Origin of the sequence: Myroides sp. N17-2, assembly GCF_002286775.1 — a bacterium.
GTDB lineage: Bacteria > Bacteroidota > Bacteroidia > Flavobacteriales > Flavobacteriaceae > Flavobacterium.
Genome location: NZ_NSGJ01000012.1, coordinates 106,053 through 123,497, shown reverse-complemented (window position 1 = coordinate 123,497; position 17,445 = coordinate 106,053). Strand labels below are relative to the sequence as shown.

General features: G+C 35.5%; 16 protein-coding genes and 1 pseudogene. 7 read left to right on the top strand and 10 right to left on the bottom strand.

All coding sequences use genetic code 11. From position 1 onward, the window contains the following. Positions 1-93: pseudogene (locus CF599_RS19800) on the top strand (transposase); the annotation flags it as partial. Between the two features lie 145 nt (positions 94-238). On the opposite strand, the gene CF599_RS07065 reads toward CF599_RS19800, so the two are convergent. Continuing rightward, complete coding sequence (locus CF599_RS07065; protein WP_121965335.1) at positions 239-694, bottom strand: low molecular weight protein-tyrosine-phosphatase; 456 nt, start codon at positions 692-694, stop codon at positions 239-241. Continuing rightward, a complete protein-coding gene (dnaA, locus tag CF599_RS07060) occupies positions 694-2,133 on the bottom strand; it encodes a chromosomal replication initiator protein DnaA (protein ID WP_121965334.1) in 1,440 nt (479 codons plus the stop codon). Before dnaA ends, CF599_RS07065 begins: the two co-directional genes overlap by 1 nt. A gap of 188 nt (positions 2,134-2,321) precedes the next feature. On the opposite strand from dnaA, the gene CF599_RS07055 reads away from it, so the two are divergent. Beyond that, positions 2,322-2,723, top strand: a complete 402-nt coding sequence (locus CF599_RS07055) for a thioesterase family protein (protein ID WP_121965333.1) — start codon at positions 2,322-2,324, stop codon at positions 2,721-2,723. Between the two features lie 121 nt (positions 2,724-2,844). Next, complete coding sequence (locus tag CF599_RS07050) at positions 2,845-3,582, top strand: hypothetical protein (RefSeq protein ID WP_121965343.1); 738 nt, start codon at positions 2,845-2,847, stop codon at positions 3,580-3,582. Between the two features lie 77 nt (positions 3,583-3,659). Here the strand turns inward: CF599_RS07050 and CF599_RS07045 are convergent, their stop codons facing one another. The 3 genes from CF599_RS07045 to ribD all read right to left on the bottom strand — a co-directional run bounded on the left by CF599_RS07045 (position 3,660) and on the right by ribD (position 6,516). Beyond that, the gene (locus CF599_RS07045) at positions 3,660-4,694 is read right to left on the bottom strand and encodes a S9 family peptidase (protein WP_121965332.1); all 1,035 of its coding nucleotides are present in this window, start codon (positions 4,692-4,694) and stop codon (positions 3,660-3,662) included. A gap of 149 nt (positions 4,695-4,843) precedes the next feature. Next, entirely contained in the window at positions 4,844-5,473 is a 630-nt protein-coding gene (locus tag CF599_RS07040) for a YigZ family protein (protein ID WP_121965331.1), read from the bottom strand. Further along, positions 5,473-6,516: a bifunctional diaminohydroxyphosphoribosylaminopyrimidine deaminase/5-amino-6-(5-phosphoribosylamino)uracil reductase RibD gene (gene ribD, locus CF599_RS07035; protein WP_371514457.1), complete on the bottom strand. Its 1,044-nt coding sequence runs from the start codon at positions 6,514-6,516 to the stop codon at positions 5,473-5,475. The genes CF599_RS07040 and ribD overlap by 1 nt, the downstream gene beginning before the upstream one ends. A 61-nt stretch (positions 6,517-6,577) precedes the next feature. Between ribD and prmC the strand changes: the two genes are divergently transcribed. After that, positions 6,578-7,420, top strand: coding sequence for a peptide chain release factor N(5)-glutamine methyltransferase (gene prmC / locus CF599_RS07030; RefSeq protein WP_121965329.1), 843 nt, complete (start codon positions 6,578-6,580; stop codon positions 7,418-7,420). A gap of 405 nt (positions 7,421-7,825) precedes the next feature. Here prmC and CF599_RS07020 read toward each other — a convergent pair whose 3' ends face one another. The 3 genes from CF599_RS07020 to CF599_RS07010 all read right to left on the bottom strand — a co-directional run bounded on the left by CF599_RS07020 (position 7,826) and on the right by CF599_RS07010 (position 13,876). After that, on the bottom strand, positions 7,826-9,031 hold the full coding sequence (locus CF599_RS07020; protein ID WP_121965328.1) for an efflux RND transporter periplasmic adaptor subunit: 1,206 nt from the start codon (positions 9,029-9,031) through the stop codon (positions 7,826-7,828). A 10-nt stretch (positions 9,032-9,041) separates the two neighbouring features. Beyond that, positions 9,042-13,391, bottom strand: a complete 4,350-nt coding sequence (locus CF599_RS07015; protein ID WP_121965327.1) for a CusA/CzcA family heavy metal efflux RND transporter — start codon at positions 13,389-13,391, stop codon at positions 9,042-9,044. Between the two features lie 140 nt (positions 13,392-13,531). Continuing rightward, positions 13,532-13,876 (bottom strand): hypothetical protein, encoded by a 345-nt coding sequence (locus CF599_RS07010; protein ID WP_121965326.1) that lies wholly within the window; start codon positions 13,874-13,876, stop codon positions 13,532-13,534. A gap of 259 nt (positions 13,877-14,135) precedes the next feature. On the opposite strand from CF599_RS07010, the gene CF599_RS07005 reads away from it, so the two are divergent. After that, the gene (locus tag CF599_RS07005) at positions 14,136-15,536 is read left to right on the top strand and encodes an NAD-dependent succinate-semialdehyde dehydrogenase (RefSeq protein ID WP_121965325.1); all 1,401 of its coding nucleotides are present in this window, start codon (positions 14,136-14,138) and stop codon (positions 15,534-15,536) included. 55 nt (positions 15,537-15,591) lie between these two features. Here the strand turns inward: CF599_RS07005 and CF599_RS07000 are convergent, their stop codons facing one another. Beyond that, positions 15,592-16,068: a hypothetical protein gene (locus CF599_RS07000; RefSeq protein ID WP_121965324.1), complete on the bottom strand. Its 477-nt coding sequence runs from the start codon at positions 16,066-16,068 to the stop codon at positions 15,592-15,594. A gap of 89 nt (positions 16,069-16,157) precedes the next feature. Then, positions 16,158-16,313 (bottom strand): hypothetical protein, encoded by a 156-nt coding sequence (locus CF599_RS19490; RefSeq protein ID WP_158221771.1) that lies wholly within the window; start codon positions 16,311-16,313, stop codon positions 16,158-16,160. Between the two features lie 246 nt (positions 16,314-16,559). Between CF599_RS19490 and CF599_RS06995 the strand changes: the two genes are divergently transcribed. Both CF599_RS06995 and CF599_RS06990 read left to right on the top strand, forming a co-directional pair. Continuing rightward, complete coding sequence (locus CF599_RS06995; protein ID WP_121965323.1) at positions 16,560-16,889, top strand: helix-turn-helix transcriptional regulator; 330 nt, start codon at positions 16,560-16,562, stop codon at positions 16,887-16,889. Between the two features lie 66 nt (positions 16,890-16,955). After that, a complete protein-coding gene (locus CF599_RS06990) occupies positions 16,956-17,441 on the top strand; it encodes a DUF6428 family protein (RefSeq protein WP_121965322.1) in 486 nt (161 codons plus the stop codon). Positions 17,442-17,445: the final 4 nt, after the last annotated feature.

Here is a 17,445-nt window from a genome sequence, read left to right as displayed (position 1 = left end):
TTTAATGCCAAAATTAAAGCATTCAGGGCTCAATTTAGAGGAGTAAGAGATATTGACTTCTTCTTATACAGATTGACTAAACTTTATGCATAAACACAACTTTTGAGATTGATCCCTTTAATCTAATCTTGCTCTGTTTTGCACAATTCATTCTCGTTTTAAACGTTATCTGCAGATTTAAGGTAGTACAAAAAAGAAAAGGAAGAAAATGACTTTCTTCCTTTTGCTTACTATATATCTAAGATTTTAAATCTTTGGCTATTACATTACAAACTTCGTCTAATAAGTGATAAACGTGTTCGAATCCGTCTTCTCCACCGAAGTATGGGTCTGGTACTTCTGCATTCTGACCAGGTGTGCTTTCATTTAAGATAAGTTTGACTTTATTTCTCGCTTCTGTATTAGGAGCAAGCTTTACCACATTATCATAATTAGATTTATCCATTACATAGATGCGGTCAAAAGTACTAAAGTCACTTACTTTAAATTGTCTAGCACGTTGAGTTGTTAAATCAATATTGTATTTTTTGGCAACAGCTATTGAGCGTTTGTCAGGTAAGCTACCTATGTGCCAATCACCTGTACCAGCTGAATCAACAAAAAAACTTTCAATAGAAAGCTTAGATTGTAATATTCCTTCTGCTAAGGGTGAACGGCAAATATTGCCTAAACAAACCATCAATACCTTTGTCATTACATACTGAATTTAATATTTATATCATCGTGGAATTTTTTAAATTCCTTGTCAGTTTCTAATAGGTTATCAATAGTCTTACAAGCGTGTAATACAGTTGCGTGATCACGATCTCCTATTTGAGAACCGATACTTGCTAAAGACGACTTAGTATATTTCTTCGCAAAGAACATTGCTAATTGTCTCGCTTGTACGATGTTTCTCTTTCTAGTTTTAGAACGTAGAGTCTCTGTATCCATTTGGAAATAGTCAGAAACGATCTTCTGAATATAATCGATAGAGATTTCTCTCTTCACGCTCTTCACGAATTTCTCTACAACTTGTCTAGCTAATTCGATAGTTACTTCACGTTTATTAAATGAAGATTGAGCGATTAATGATATGATAGCACCTTCTAACTCTCTGATATTCGAGTTAACATTCTTAGCTACATATTCGATTATTTCTTTAGGCATTTCAACTCCATCACGGAATAGAATTCCTTCTACAATATTTACTCTTGTTTCAAAATCAGGGTGAGATATCTCAGCAGATAATCCCCATTTAAAACGAGATAAAAGACGTTGTTCGATATCTTGAATATCTACTGGTGCTTTATCAGAAGTAAGAATTACTTGTTTACCATTCTGGTGAAGGTGGTTAAAGATGTGGAAAAATACATCTTGTGTTCCTTGTTTACCAGATAAGAATTGAATATCATCGACGATAAGTACATCTATTAATTGATAGAAGTAGATAAAGTCATTACGTGTATTCTTACGTACAGAATCGATATATTGTTGAGTAAAGACTTCAGCAGAAATATATAAAACAGTTTTCTCTGGGTAAAGATCTTTTATTTCAACACCGATAGCATGCGCTAAGTGAGTCTTCCCTAATCCAACTCCTCCGAATATAAGAAGTGGGTTAAATGAAGTTCCACCTGGTTTATTTGCTACAGCCATACCAGCAGAACGCGCTAATCTATTTGAATCACCTTCTAAGAAATTATCAAATGAATAATTAGAATTTAATTGTGATTCGATTTTTACGTTTCTGATCCCAGGAATTATAAAAGGGTTTTTTAATTCTGGATTCTTGTTTTGGATAGGTACATCTAATTCTTGAGGTTTTACAGGACCTCTTTGTGTACTTGGTAATTGTTCTGTATAAGGTTGTTTAGTTCCATTGGTATTTTCCATTTGGATCTTATACAATAACTTTGCTTCTGCGCCTAACTGTTTAGTTAAGGCTACTTTTAGGATTTTTACATAGTGTTCTTCCAACCACTCGTAAAAAAACTTACTTGGCACCTGAATATAAAGCGCGTTCTCTGTAAGCTCAATAGCCTTAATGGGCATGAACCATGTCTTGAATGCTTGTTCTTGGATGTTATCCTTTATAAAATCAAGACAATTATTCCATACAGATTCTGCTGACTTAATTGTATTATCGTGCATTTTAGGTTAGAATTATAAAAACAGTTACTACTTTTGAGGGATTTTCAAGGGGAGAAAAGCACCTCTATTTACAAGGGCAAATATGTGAACAATTTTTGGGATAAAAAAACCTTTTTGTCATTGCAAAGTTTAAAATAATTTGCTAAGTATAATAAAAAAAATAACTCACAAATATTATTAAAGAGAATATGAAATATTTTGATTACAAAGTTCGCGTACGTTACGCAGAGACAGATAAAATGGGGGTTGTATACCACGGTAATTACGCGCAATACTTTGAAATTGGGAGAGTTGAGTGGTTGCGTAATTTAGGGATATCTTATAGAAAAATGGAAGAGCTAGGTGTGATGTTACCTGTTGTTTCTTTAACTATGAATTATAAGAAATCAGCCTTCTATGACGATGAATTAACCATCCGTACTATCTTTAAAAAGATGACTTCTGTGAAGATAGAATTTGATTATGAACTGTATAACGAAAAAGGTGATTTATTAACAACAGGAAATTCTGTTTTAGTATTTGTTAATATGGAAACAGGTAGACCTATGGCCGCTCCCGATTACGTTGTTGAAAAAATAGAATCAATATAAATTATCATTAGGTATTTCTTTTGAATGTGCAAAGAATACTTTCTCATTGGAAGTAAAAAAGACAACAAGAACAAAGGGATTACTTAAAACATTTAAGTATATTTACAAAAAGATTAAATCTATGAAAGCAGCATATTGGCTGATGAGCCTAGGAACTTTATTTTCTATTGAAGCGTTTGCACAGAAACCTCAATTACTTGATGGACGTGTACGTTTATACGATGGTAAAATAGCTCCTGTTACTATTAAAAACAAAAGAAGTGGAGAACTTACTAAAGCTGATAACCGTGGTTATTTTATGGTAGATGCAGCGATAGGAGATACAATACATTTTTCTGATAAGAAACTTGCTTCTGTAAATTATGTAATAGGGGCAGAGGATTTAAAGGCTAGTAGATTCAATGTGGAAATGACTAAGAAAGGTCAGGCTTTAGAAGAAATTGTAATCGTTCGCAAGGACTTTGGAGATGATTTCTTTGAAGGAGTTCCTAATAAGGGAATGACTCCTGCTGAAAGAAAATATAAAAAGAATAATACAGTATTCTCTTCTACTTCTAATTATGGAATGGGGATTAGTATTGATGCTTTAGTGAATATGATTTCGGGACAAAAGAAAAAGGATAAACAAGAGATTGTTTATGAGAAACTTGATATGAAAGTACAGAAGTTTTACGAAGATTATTCTAGAGAAGAGCTGTTAGAAGATATGAAAGTTCCTGCAGATAGGATAGATGCTTTCTTATACTACCTTGTAGCTCAACCTAGTTTTGAAAAAGTGAAAGTAGAAAGAACAGAAGGGTTTCAACTTTATTTAGCACAAGAATATACTGATTTTCTTGGTTTTATAGGATTGGAATAATGTAAATACTATATAAAAAAGGACAAAGAGATATTATACTCTTTGTCCTTTTTTAAGTTTATCTATCTTGAGACAGGTTAAGATACTTTCTTGCTGTTTAGTATAAATGCTGATATCTGAAATAGAGCATCTTTATTATACGCTTTTCTTCCTTGAAAGATAAATAACCATTTCTTCCATTCAGGCCATTGTGACTCTAGTTGATAATTAAATAAACTTGATTTTAGTAGGCCATGTGTACTTTTTGGGTAAACTTGGATTATAGATATTGGATCTTTTCTGTGTGCAGTATATTCTTTATAGAGTTCGGCATTTATATCAGCAGGTACATTTAAGTCTTTTTCTCCCCATAAAGCTAATAATGGACCCCTCATTGTTTTTAAGTCTTCAGAAGAGTCGGCTTTAAAGTTTCTTGCGATGAATAAGAATCTGTCCTTATCTATTCCTGATGTATTGATAATACTGTCGTTGTAATTTGAGAATAGCGTATAATCTGCTTGACGAATGGAATCTACTTTGTGTTTAATAAGTTCTTTAGAATAACCTTCTGATGCTAATCGCTGACTAGTATAGAAAGCACCTTGATCCATCCAGTTTACTGCACCTCCGATGATGACTGAGAAGGCAGGTTTAGTAAGAATAGCTGCTTTAGGAATAACCCATCCTCCTTGAGAGAAACCTAGGTAACCTATAAGTTTAGGAGATATCCCTTCTTTATCGACTAAATAGTTAAACGCATCTTTTGCTTCTATAGCTCTGTCTGTGATAGATTGATTCAACCAATTGCCTTTACTGTTCTCTATCCCTTTTTTATCCCACGTGAGCACAGCTATTCCTTGACTTAATAAGTGATGTATTAAAGGGAGGTACCCAGAGTTCGAAGTTCTGTTTTGTGGGCCGTCTCCGTGGATGAATATAGCGATAGGTGTGTTTTTAAGAACTGCTTTCTTTGGTAAGAATATTGTAGCAGATAGCTCATCACCTTGCGAAGTAATTGTAATCTCTTTTTGCTTGATATTAGTTGTGTCAAAATCTTGGCTTCCTAAAAAGAAGAAATACAAGAGTATAACCGTAAAGATCGCAAAGATAGTTGCAATTATTTTCCAACGCATAGCTGTATATTTTTGTCAAATATAACGAAGTGGAATGCTAGAATGTGAAAATATTTAACTCAAGGGTGTTTTTTTAGCACTGAATCTACAAATACTCAAATTAGTTTATATGAATGCTAATCCTTTTGGAATCTGTTTATTGGATAAGGCTATTCATATCCTTCATCTGTAGCCTCTATGACTTTAACCTCATAGAAAGGGACGAATGCTTCTAGTGCTTGATCATATTCACTTTTTCGAATAGATAATTCTATCTCACAACTCATCTCCATCATTTGATTTAATATTTTAAGATCTTTTTCTTTTATGACACGCATAACATTGTTCATATCCTTGTACTCAAAGCGAACTTTAAAATTCTTATCAATAGTCTTTTCGATGATATCAGCTTCTTCCATTGCCATCTGAGCAGCCGCTCTATAGGCAGTAATCAGACCACCTACACCTAGCTTAACTCCCCCAAAATAACGAACAACTACTATAAGTATATTTGTAACATCAAATGATTGGATCTGCCCATAGATAGGCGCCCCAGCAGTGTTACTAGGTTCGCCATCATCATTAGCACGATAGTATACTTGCTCAGTACCTATCTGAAAAGCATAACACCAATGGCGAGCATTATAGTGCACTTTCTTGATACCATCTATGATTTCCTTTACTTCATCTTCATGCTGTATAGGGAATGCATAGCCAAAGAACTTACTGTTCTTCTCTTTATATAATACTTCTTCTGTTGGTTGGCTTATTGTTTTATATGAATCTATTGGTTCTGCCATTATATAGGATATACTATTCTTAATTCGTTGTCTAAAATACGATGTTTTTCTACTTTGTCAAATTCTGCTAATACAGGAGCAGGAATGCCCTTACCGATTATCGTATCTGCTGTGAATATTCTTGCCTCATCCCACAGCTCTGTATTTATAAAACTTTGTAGCGTTTGTGTACCACCCTCTATCACCACAGACATAATATTGTGTTTATAGAGTATATCAAGTACTTGATTTGCTAACTTATCATTAAAGTCAGCATACTCATAGATTAAGTTATCTGATGACTGTAAAGCAGGATTAGCTGTTATACAGATTGTCTTGACACTGTGATCTGTGATATTAAAGCTGTTATCTATCTTGCCGGTGCGGTCTAGATAGATGCGTATAGGATCCTTGCCATACCAGTCTCTAGTAGTAAGAGAAGGATTATCACTAAGGACCGTCTGCGTACCTACTAAGAAAGCCATCTCTTCACTTCTCCATTTGTGGACTAGTTGCTTAGAGTAGCTATTAGATATCCAGAATGGTCTATTAGTCTCTCTAGTTAGCGGAGCGATAAAGTGATCAGCTGATTCTGCCCATTTTAGGATTACATAAGGGCGTTTTTTATTGTGAAAAGTAAAGAAGCGCTTATTGCTATCCTGACACTCTTTTTCTAATACTCCTACGATTACTTCTATACCTGCATCTTGCATCTTCTGAATACCACGTCCACATACTTTAGCGAATGGGTCGACAGTACCTATGACTACTCGAGGGATCTTCTTTTCGATAACTAACTCACAGCATGGAGGTGTCTTCCCGAAGTGACTACACGGTTCTAAACTTACGTAAAGAGTACTCTCTTTTAGTAATTCTTGATTCGTAACGGATGCTATAGCATTGGGTTCTGCGTGTGCTCCTCCATAAGGAGAGGTAAACCCTTCGCCGATAATCTTGTCGTTGTGAACGATGACAGCACCTACAGAGGGATTAGGCATTGCGGCATAAGTTCTTTGTAATGCTAACTGAATACAGCGAGAAATATATAATTCGTGTCTTTCCAAAATTGATAATATGTATCTTTGAACAAAATTAAGCTAAATCATTTGTTTTTATAGAATAACTATGCAGTTAAAGTATTACCAAACTTGTTTTAAAGATATCCTTTCTCCTATATACGACAGTATGGAGGCAGAGCAACTTTTCTTAATTGCTCTTGAAGAAATAGAGGGGAAGACGAGGATAGATATAATGATGAACCCTAACCTAGTGACGGATAAGACTGTTGTTTGGGAGTCTGTGTTAGATGAATTAGCAAAGGAGAAACCGATACAGTATATCTTCGGGAATGCCTATTTCTACGGACTTACTTTTACTGTGAATGAACATACTTTGATTCCTCGTTCTGAAACGGAAGAATTAGTCGAATGGATTATTAATAGTGTGGACCAATCTAAACCTGTGAGAATATTAGATATAGGTACAGGTAGTGGGTGTATAGGAATTACATTAGCAAATGAACTACCACTAGCACGAGTGACTTTAATGGATGTATCTGAGGTGGCATTAGAGACTGCTAAGAATAATGCTGTTAAGAATGGAGTATCAGTAGATGCAGTACTACAAGATGTGTTAGCTCTTGATAAGTTAAAAGGAGAGTATGATATTATCGTCTCAAATCCTCCTTATGTGCGCAATCTTGAGAAAGTGGAAATTAAGAAGAATGTACTTGACTATGAGCCACACTTAGCTTTGTTTGTTGAAGATAATGATCCTTTAATCTTTTATAGAAAGATAGCACAGTTAGCTAATGACAACCTAAAAGCAGGAGGGATGTTATTCTATGAGATAAATCAATATTTAGGAGAAGAAACGAAAGCATTATTTGAATCTCTGTCATTTACAGATGTTCAGTTGAGAAAAGATATGTTAGCAAACGACAGAATGATTAAAGCGATTAAGTTTTAGAACAATAGAAGAGAAGTGTTCTGTCTTGCGGTATATTGCCTAATAGTAGCCGAATGCTAGAGGTATTCTAGCTCAGAAGGCCATTTTTAGCAACAACACCTCACAGATACCTCACGCAACCCTCAATAAGAGAAGAGAGTAAAGACTAATACTAGGTGATAAATATTAATACTATGTATATAAACCAAAAAGGCTATCAGTACGATAGCCTTTTTGGTTATAATGAAGTTTATAATGTATTTTTTATCCCAGAATCAGCGATAGACAGATAAACGAAAAGCAATTATACAAGATAGGTCTGAATTAGTGATTTCAGCATACTATAGTATGGTTAAAGAGCTAATGAAAGAACTATGAAGTAGAATTGCTTTGTAGTATTTGGCTAATGCTGATTCTGGGTTTAGTCTAGTGATCGTGACCTCCGCCACCTTCACTTTTGATTAAATGACTTTGTATGTAGTATGCACCTGATAAAACTACTTGTGCGCCTTTTGGCATTTCTTGTAGTACAGATACTTGAGAATATCCTAGTTCAGATACACCTGTTTTTACTTCTATTCTTTGGAAGTGGTATGATGTACCACCTTCTTCTTCGTGCGCATCTTCTAGTACAAAGATAAACTCACGTCCATCAGCTTTAACGACAGCTTCATTAGGTAATGCATCTACTGTTTTTTCGCCTACGTGAACTAACGCATTTACATAAAGACCAGGTATTAATGTCTCAGGCACATTCTCTATATTAGCGTGAGCAATGACTGTCTTCGTACCAGGTTCAAAAGATTTACCGATGCTAAAGATCGTAGCTGTTACCTCTGATTTATTAATATTCGTAAAGTTAAAAGAGACCTTCTGACCTACTTTTATATAAGGCAAATCTTTCTCATAGACCATTAAATCTAAGTGTATCTGAGAGTTATCTACTATCGTGAATAGTGATTGCCCTGCCATAATGTTAGTTCCTATCTTCACAGGGATGGTAGCGATATTACCAGTGATAGGAGATACTATTCTCAGTGACTTAGCTCCTTTAGAACTTGTGACTAGGCTTAATCTATTGCTTAGAGACTGATATCTTGCGCGTTCTATGTTTAGCTCAGACTTCGTCTTTTGGAACGTCTTTTCAGAGTTTACGTTTTCGGCTCTTAAGGTCTGTTGGCGTTTAAACTCAAGCTCTAGGTACTCTAAAGTGTTTTTAGAGATGGTATATTCCTCTTGTAGCTGAATGTATTCAGGGCTATCTATCATTGCTAGAGTTTGTCCTTTCTTTACATAATCACCTAAGTTCACATTGATGTTCGTGATTGTACCGCTTAAGAATGAAGATACATCTGCTTGACTCTGAGCAGGTAATTCTGTGTTACCGTTAATGCGGATGACATCGCTTAGATTCTTTTGAGCTATTTGTCCTAATTGTATTTTAGAAGCAGTGTATTGAGCTTGATTAAGTTCTACTTCTTTTACTCCAGACTCTTCTTTGCCTTCATTCTTAGTAGTACTCTCTGTTTTTTCGTTCTCGTGATCGTGACCAGAATGATCTTCCTCAGCATTCTTACAACTAAACAATAAGATACTTGTCGCTATTGAGATAAATATAATTGACTTTTTCATTTCTCTGATATTATTGGTTTACTAAATAATGTAGGGTATTATGACTTAAATTGTACTGTAGGATAGCATCTAAGTAGTTCATTTGAATAGTTAGTGCTGTTTCTACAGATTGAATATATTCTACATAAGAGATATCCCCATTATTATATGATTTCTTTGCGTGATCCTTGATAAGAGCGGCATTCTTTAACGCATTCTCTTGATAGTAATCGATTACTTTCTCTTGCGCTTTAATAATGTCAAATTGCTGTTGTACACTTTCCGTTAATTGTTTGTGTAAATACTCTTTTTGTACAGTAGCTTGTTCTACCTCATATTTCATCGCTTTAATCTTTGAACTTTGACTTCCAAAGAAGATAGGTATTGAGATACCCACTGTATAGCTAGGTACGCGTAAGTCCTTGCCATAAGTAGTAGGTAAGCCATTACTTCCTGTATAGGTACCTGAGTCAGATTTTATATTATACCCCAAAGAGAAATCAGGTAATAAGTTAGATTGTTCTAGCTTTCTGTTTGCCTCTATTGTTTCTATTTCTTTCTCTGCTAATTGGATCGTATTGTTTAAGTTTAGGTCAAACGCTTTCTCCGCATCGTGCTTGTCATAAGCTATCGCAGGGCTAGTAGGGATAAAGTCTTCTTCTAAATTCAGCAATGCTTTTAGCTTAGATGTTTCGTTGTTGATGATTGTTTTATTCTGAGTAATCATCACTCTTAGCTCTTGTTCTTTAGCAGAAGCCACATTGCTTTCCATTAACGTCGTTTCTCCTGTCTGATAACGCAACTTGGCAGATCTAGAGAAGTCCTTTAATAAATCAGCTTGCTCGTTTAATAACACCTCTTTCGATAGTGCATATAATAAGCTTTCCCAAGCTTGTTTGACAGCATACTCTGTGATAATCACTGTTCCTTCTTGTTGTAAAACAGCTGTTTCGTATGCCTTATTTAGCACTTGTTTTTTCTTCCCGTAAGTAAACGGAGAGAAAGACTGTGAGATAGATAATGTGATATCTTTTTTCTCTTTTGTATCTAAGTAACCAAAGCCTGTTGAAATATCTGTTTTGGCCAAGTCAAAGCTTGTATTGGTCATTTGCTTTTGAGCTCTTGTATTTAACTCAGCAGCCTTGATTCCTTTATTGTTGTCAACGCTTAATTGTAAAGCATCTGCCAATGTCAATCTTCTTACTTCTTGCGCTTGTACACCTAGTCCGATTAGCAATAATAGCGTAGAAGCAATGATTGTCTTGTTCTTCTTTCCTAATCTTAAACCTCTTTCTTCATAGTAATAGATAATAGGTAAGACGATTAAAGTAAGTAGCGTAGCAGACATTAATCCACCGATTACTACAGTTGCTAACGGTTTTTGTACTTCAGCACCTGCACTTGTACTCAGTGCCATTGGTAAGAATCCTAAGGAAGCCACCATAGCGGTCAGTAATACAGGGCGTAGACGTATCTTAGTTCCCTCTATAATTCTTTCGTATAAATCCATACCTTCCGTTTTTAGTTGATTAAACTGTCCTATTAGTACGATACCATTTAGTACAGCTACACCGAATAATGCTATAAATCCTACCCCTGCAGAGATACTAAATGGCATATCTCTCATCCATAAGGCAGCTACACCACCGATAGCAGATAGTGGTATCGCAGTAAAGATCATTAGCGACTGTTTTACTGATTTAAAAGTGAAATATAATAAGACGAATATTAACATCAAGGCTACCGGTACTGCTACCATAAGTCTGTTAGTCGCTTCTACTAAGTTTTCGAATTGACCACCATACGTGATAAAATATCCATCAGGCATATCTAGTTTCTGATCTAGTATAGTCTGAATGTCTCCAACTACACTTTTTACATCTCTTTCTCTAACATTAAATCCAAGTACTATACGTCTTTTACCATCTTCTCTACTGATCTGTTGAGGACCATCTTCATAATCTATATTAGCGATTTGCCCTAGTGGTATTTGTTGCCCATTGGCTAATGGGATAAACATATTTCTAAGGTTATCTATATCTTGTCTAGAGTCTTGGTTTAGGCGTACTACTAAGTCAAATCTCTTCTCTCCTTCATAAACTACACCTGCCGTTTCTCCTGCAAAACCTGCTCTAACGACTTGGCTGATCTCTGATATCTTTAATCCATATAAGGCTAGTTTATCTTGATCATATTTAATCGATATCTGAGGTAATCCTGTTACGCGTTCTAGTTTAGTACTCGCTACACCAGGCACATTAGCAATTAGGCTATTGATCTCAACACCTAGACTCGCTAAGCGATCTAAGTCATCTCCGAATACTTTAATAGCCACATCACTTCTGACCCCTGTCATTAACTCGTTAAAACGCATTTGGATAGGTTGAGAGAATTCTGTACTTACGCCAGGTATTTCTTCCAAAGCTTCTTCCATTAATTGGATTAACTCTTCTTTAGTCTTAGCAGATGTCCATTCCTCTTTTTCTTTTAAGATAACGATCATATCCGCAGCTTCCATAGGCATAGGATCTGTCGGTATCTCAGCACTACCTATCTTTGAGATAACCATCTTCACCTCAGGGAAGCGGTCTTTTAATATCTTTTCGGCTTTAGTAGTTGTCTCTATTTCTTGTGATAGTGAACTACCAGAAGAGATAATCACGTGAGTCGCTAAGTCTCCTTCATCTAGGGTAGGGATAAACTCTCCACCCATACGTCCAAAGACAAATAAAGCAAAGGCAAATAACCCAAAAGCAATAGCCAATACAACTCTCTTCGCTTTAAACGCTCCTTCTAATAAGGGCTTATACCAGCTATATAATTTGTCTATAATCTTATCACTAAAGTTAGGTTTCTCTTTACCTGCTTTCTTAGATAAGAATAGGGCAGAAGCCATCGGTACATAGGTTAATGAAAGGATAAATGCTCCTAGGATAGCGAATGATACAGTCATCGCCATCGGGCCAAACATCTTACCTTCTATCCCTGTCAACGCGAGGATAGGCAAGTACACGATAAGGATGATAATCTCTCCAAAAGAGGCACTTGTTCTGATCTTAGAAGAAGCCCCATATACCTCATTATTCATTTCCTCTTGGGTCAACGTTCTATTCTTGCCTATATGGAGACGATGGACGATGGCCTCTACGATAATAACAGCCCCATCGACTATCAATCCAAAGTCAATAGCTCCTAAACTCATTAGGTTACCACTAACGCCAAATAACTTCATCATCGAGATAGCAAATAATAGGGCAAGTGGGATCACTGAGGCTACGATAAGCCCTGCTCTCCAGTTACCTAATAAAAGTACTAAAACGAATACTACGATTAAGGCTCCCTCTATAAGGTTAGTCTGTATGGTGCTAACCGTTTTATCGATTAGTTTAGTTCTATCAATAAATGGCTCTATAGACACTCCTTCAGGTAGGGACTTCTCTATCTGAGTCATACGCTCTTTTACTGCTTTTACTACTTCTTGTGTATTGGCATCTTTAAGCATCATCACCATTCCGCTGACATCTTCTCCCTTTCCATCTTTGGTTACAGCGCCATAGCGGATACTACTACCGATACGTACCTCTGCCACATCGCGTATAAGTACAGGAGTACCATTATTAGTCTTCACGACGATGCGTTCTATATCTTCGATGCTTTTGACCATACCTACACTTCGGATGAAGTAAGCATAAGGTTTCTTATCAATATAAGCACCTCCTGTATTTTCGTTATTTGCTTCTAGCGCTGAGAATATCTCTAGGATAGAGGTATTCATACTGTTTAGTAAATCAGGTTTGACCGCTATCTCATATTGTTTAAGTTGTCCACCTAAAGTGTTTACTTCTGCCACTCCTTTAACGCCAACTAACTGTGGCTTGATAATCCAATCTTGTATTGTACGCAGATCCATACTGTTGTATTTATCTTCATATCCTTCTTTAGGATATACTACATACTGATAGATCTCTCCTAGTCCTGTACTTACAGGAGCTAGCTCGGGTGTACCTACACCTTTAGGGATGACTTCTTCTGCTACTTTAAGCTTCTCTGATATCTGAGCACGAGCCCAGTATATATCAGTGTTCTCTGTGAATACAACTGTGATAACACTAAGCCCAAATCTACTAATCGAGCGTAGCTCTGTAATATTCGGAATAGGTTTTACCGCTTGTTCTATGGGGTAGGTGATGAATTGTTCTACTTCTTGTGTCGCTAGTGTAGGCGATGAAGTGATAATTTGTACTTGATTATTGGTTATATCAGGCTGTGTATCCATTGGTAAATTCATCAAAGAATATGTCCCAAGAGTGATTAACCCTAGAACAAATAGTCCAATGATAAACTTATTGCGGATACTAAAATGTATGATCTTATCTAACATAGTAGTATTAGTATTTAGAAATTGTTTATTGATCTGTTTTGATAAATGGTTTGTAGAGACCTCAAAACGGCAAGTAATATATAGGTATGCTTATCTGTCCTCTATTAGAAGACAAAAAACAAAACAGATATATAGTAAGATTAAGCTACCAGCTTAGGAGGCTGCCATATAGGGTATTCCATCTTAATGATAGAGTCCTTATAAGGCTGAGGTGTTTTGTGAATATCTTTAGTAGATATAACGTCTATGACATCAATAACATCTGCTACAGTAAGAGATACTGCACAACAAGAACAACTACACAAAGGAGAACATACATCTAAATGATCAATATTAGTATCTGCCTGTGTAAGTGATGTTAGGTGAATAGATTCTGTATGCTGAGAAACAGGCATACCAACATAGCTATCCGCACAAGGATAGAAACTTATCGCTATAAAGACTAGCGAAAGAAGTATGTTTAATATGTTGTTGAACTGTTTCATTAGGACAAATATAGCGCAAATGCGTTTAATGTTAAAATGTATTTGGTTTATATCTATTTCTTTGCAACACTGTTGCACACCTAAAATGGTGTATTTACTAGATACGATAGTATTAAGAGAGAATTATATGAAAATGTTTGAATTGTGTTATTTATAGAACTTTTTGCTTTATTCGGTTATGACTATTAGTTTTAAGATAAGTTTATAACTTACTGATTTTTAATTTAGTATATTAGACAGAACTAAAAAATAATAAATTATGAGTAATCAAATAAAATCAAGTATTAAAACAATCAGCCCTACAACAGGGAAAGAAGTAAAAGTATATCCAGTAATGTCTGCTGAAGAAATAGACAAGATTCTTGCAAAAGCAGATAAGAGTTTTAAAACTTGGGGAAAAACTACAATCAAAGAACGAGCTGCTATCATCCATAAAGTAGCAAATACGTTTAGAGAACGCAAAGTAGAACTAGGTTCGCTTATCACGTTAGAGATGGGTAAATTACTAAAAGAGGGAATAGGAGAGGTACTTCTATGTGCTGATATCTTTGACTTCTATGCTGATAATGCAGAGACATTCTTAGCTGATGAGAAGATCAAGACTCCCCACGGAGAAGCTTTTATTAGCAAAGAACCTATAGGAACTATCTTAAGTGTTCAGCCTTGGAACTTCCCGTTCTACCAAATCACTCGTTCTGCTGCACCTAACTTAATGGCAGGGAATACAATGGTGTTAAAGCACGCTTCTAATATCCCTCAATGTGCAGAGATTATGGAAGTCATCTTTAAAGAGTGTGGATTACCTGATGGTGTGTATACTAATCTATTCGTACCAGGAGCATCTGTCGAAGCGATTATTGGTGACCCAAGAGTAAAAGCTGTTGCTTTCACAGGTAGTGAGCCTGCTGGATCAAGCGTAGCTGCCGCAGCTGGTAAACACATTAAGAAAACAACACTTGAATTAGGAGGTAGTGATGCATTTGTAGTATTAGATGATGCAGATGTTAATAAAGCAATTAAAGGTGCTGTAGAAGGTAGATTATGGAATGCAGGTCAAGTATGTGTATCTCCTAAACGCCTTATCGTAGATAAGAAATTAGCAAAAGCATTTATCGAAGGAGTAACAGAGCAAGTTAAGAATGCTAAAGTAGGTGATCCTATGTTAGACGATACGCAAGTTGCGCCATTAAGCAGTGAGAAAGCTAGAGAAGATGTACTTAAGCAAGTGAATAGAGCTGTAGAACAAGGAGCTAAATTGGTGTACGGTGGGCATAAACTTGACAGAGACGGATGGTTTATGGAACCAACTATCCTAACAGGTATCAAAAAAGGAATGGATGCGTATAGCGAAGAGATATTCGGACCTGTATTTATGATTTATGAAGTAGAGAACGAAGCAGAGGCTATCGCATTAGCTAATGATACAGAATACGGATTAGGAGGAAGTGTATTCACAGAAAACAAAGAACGCGGTATCAAAGTTGCTCGTCAGATAGTGACAGGTATGGTGTACATTAACCACGTAACGGGTATCTCTCCTGAGCTTCCATTCGGTGGAGCGAAGAAGTCAGGGTACGGTCGTGAACAAGCGAAGTACGGTATCCACGAGTTTATTAATGAGAAACTAATCAGAGTTACTGATATAGATCAAGCATATTAGTAGTAAGTATTTTAAATGTTGGGAAGAGTCGTCATATATATGGCGACTCTTTTTTTTATAGTGTTGGAATGATTGTATTAGTGATGTAATCTACTATAATTTCCTTTGTGACTAAAGTGTTTTTTCGATTAATCACAAGATAAATACTTGCTGTCTCACTATCGATATGTTCAAAGTGTAATGGGTTAAAATACCTTGAAATATACTTTTTGTAGACTAAGTATCTCTTTGTGTTGCTGAAGGTATTGTCAGGATTCATCTTATCTCTTTCATCGTCTTTATGTGCTCCTAAAAAACCAAATGAGGCAGCCTTATTATCTTCACTAATACGGATAGCAATTTGTAAGATTGTATTCATTACAAGAAAGAAATTCTTGACATAGTCACTTGAGGAGATGTTTAAATGACTGTGTTTTCCGAATGTTGTATTTGTATATTTATTAGGTGAAAAGCGTTCTGATTTTAAATAGAATTTAGCGATATAAATATTGTTAGGATATTCATACAAACTCACTAAATACACTTGATTCAATATCGTGCTTTTAAATTTAAAAAGGAGGTAATATAGTTTTTCGTCATAATCATAAGTGCGATGTATGAATGAAAAACTATAGTAATTCATTAGAATGTAATGAACTGATATTTACTGCTTCTATTCTGATTGACTTCAGCTTCAGTTAATACTTTAAACGTGTGACTAACTAAAGCAATATCCACCTTTACTATACCTTTATCGGATAGTTTATTGGTTTTTATATTTGTCTTAGTTGCTTTCATAGTGATTTACTAATTATCTAATAATAAGATAGATTGCTTTGTACAAAGGTAATTAAAATTTTGTATTTATTTAGAAGAGTGGAAAATATTGTAAGTAATTCTCAATGTTATCTGAGTATATTTTGAAAAGTTAAAGAGGATGAGTTGTCATTTATAGTAGTAATGTTAAATGACAGATTTATCCCTTATTTTCTTTGCTATCTAAATAATACATCGTAATATTGCGATGTATTAAATAAGGAGACTATGGGAGTTACGAAAGCAGAGTTATTTAGTGAGAAAAAGAATCGCTTAGCCAATATGTTTAAGGTGTTAGCGCATCCGGCGCGTTTGGCGATATTACAGTATATCATTAACCAAAAGGCGTGTATCTGTAATGATTTAGTAGAGGAGTTAGGTCTTGCGCAGGCGACTATCTCTCAACATCTAAAAGAGCTAAAGAACAGTGGCATCATTAAGGGAAGTATAGAGGGCAAGTCAGTATGTTACTGTATTGATGAGGTGGTGTGGAATGAGTTTGCACAAGAGTTTGGTTTATTCTTCGCACAATCAATTCAAAAGAACGAATGCTGTTAGGGCATTTTTTTAAATAAACGTATCGTAATATTACGATTCGTTAAGTAATAGTAAAAATAGAAAAATATGAAATTATCAGAGGTAAAACAGGCATTAACAACAATGCAAAACGTAGTGTTTCAGTTAGAAGATGGAAGTACAGTTCCCGCACACTTTCACATTACGGAAGTCGGACAGGTCGACAAGAACTTTATCGACTGTGGAGGTACTATCCGCAAAGAGCAGAAAGTAAGTTTCCAACTGTGGATAGCAGAAGATTATGATCACCAACTTAAAGCAGAGAAATTACTGCATATAATAGAGTTGTCTGAGAGATTATTAACTATCCAAGATGCTGAGGTAGAAGTAGAATATCAACAGTCAACTATCGGCAAGTATAACTTGGCATTAGATACGGCGAATAACGCATTTATATTGACTAATACACTTACAGTTTGTTTAGCAGAAGATGCATGTGGTATACCAGTGTCTAAAACTAAAGTTGCGTTGTCTTCGCTTAGTGAAACGTCTTGTTGTACTCCTAATAGCGGTTGTTGCTCTGATGAGAAATAAGCGA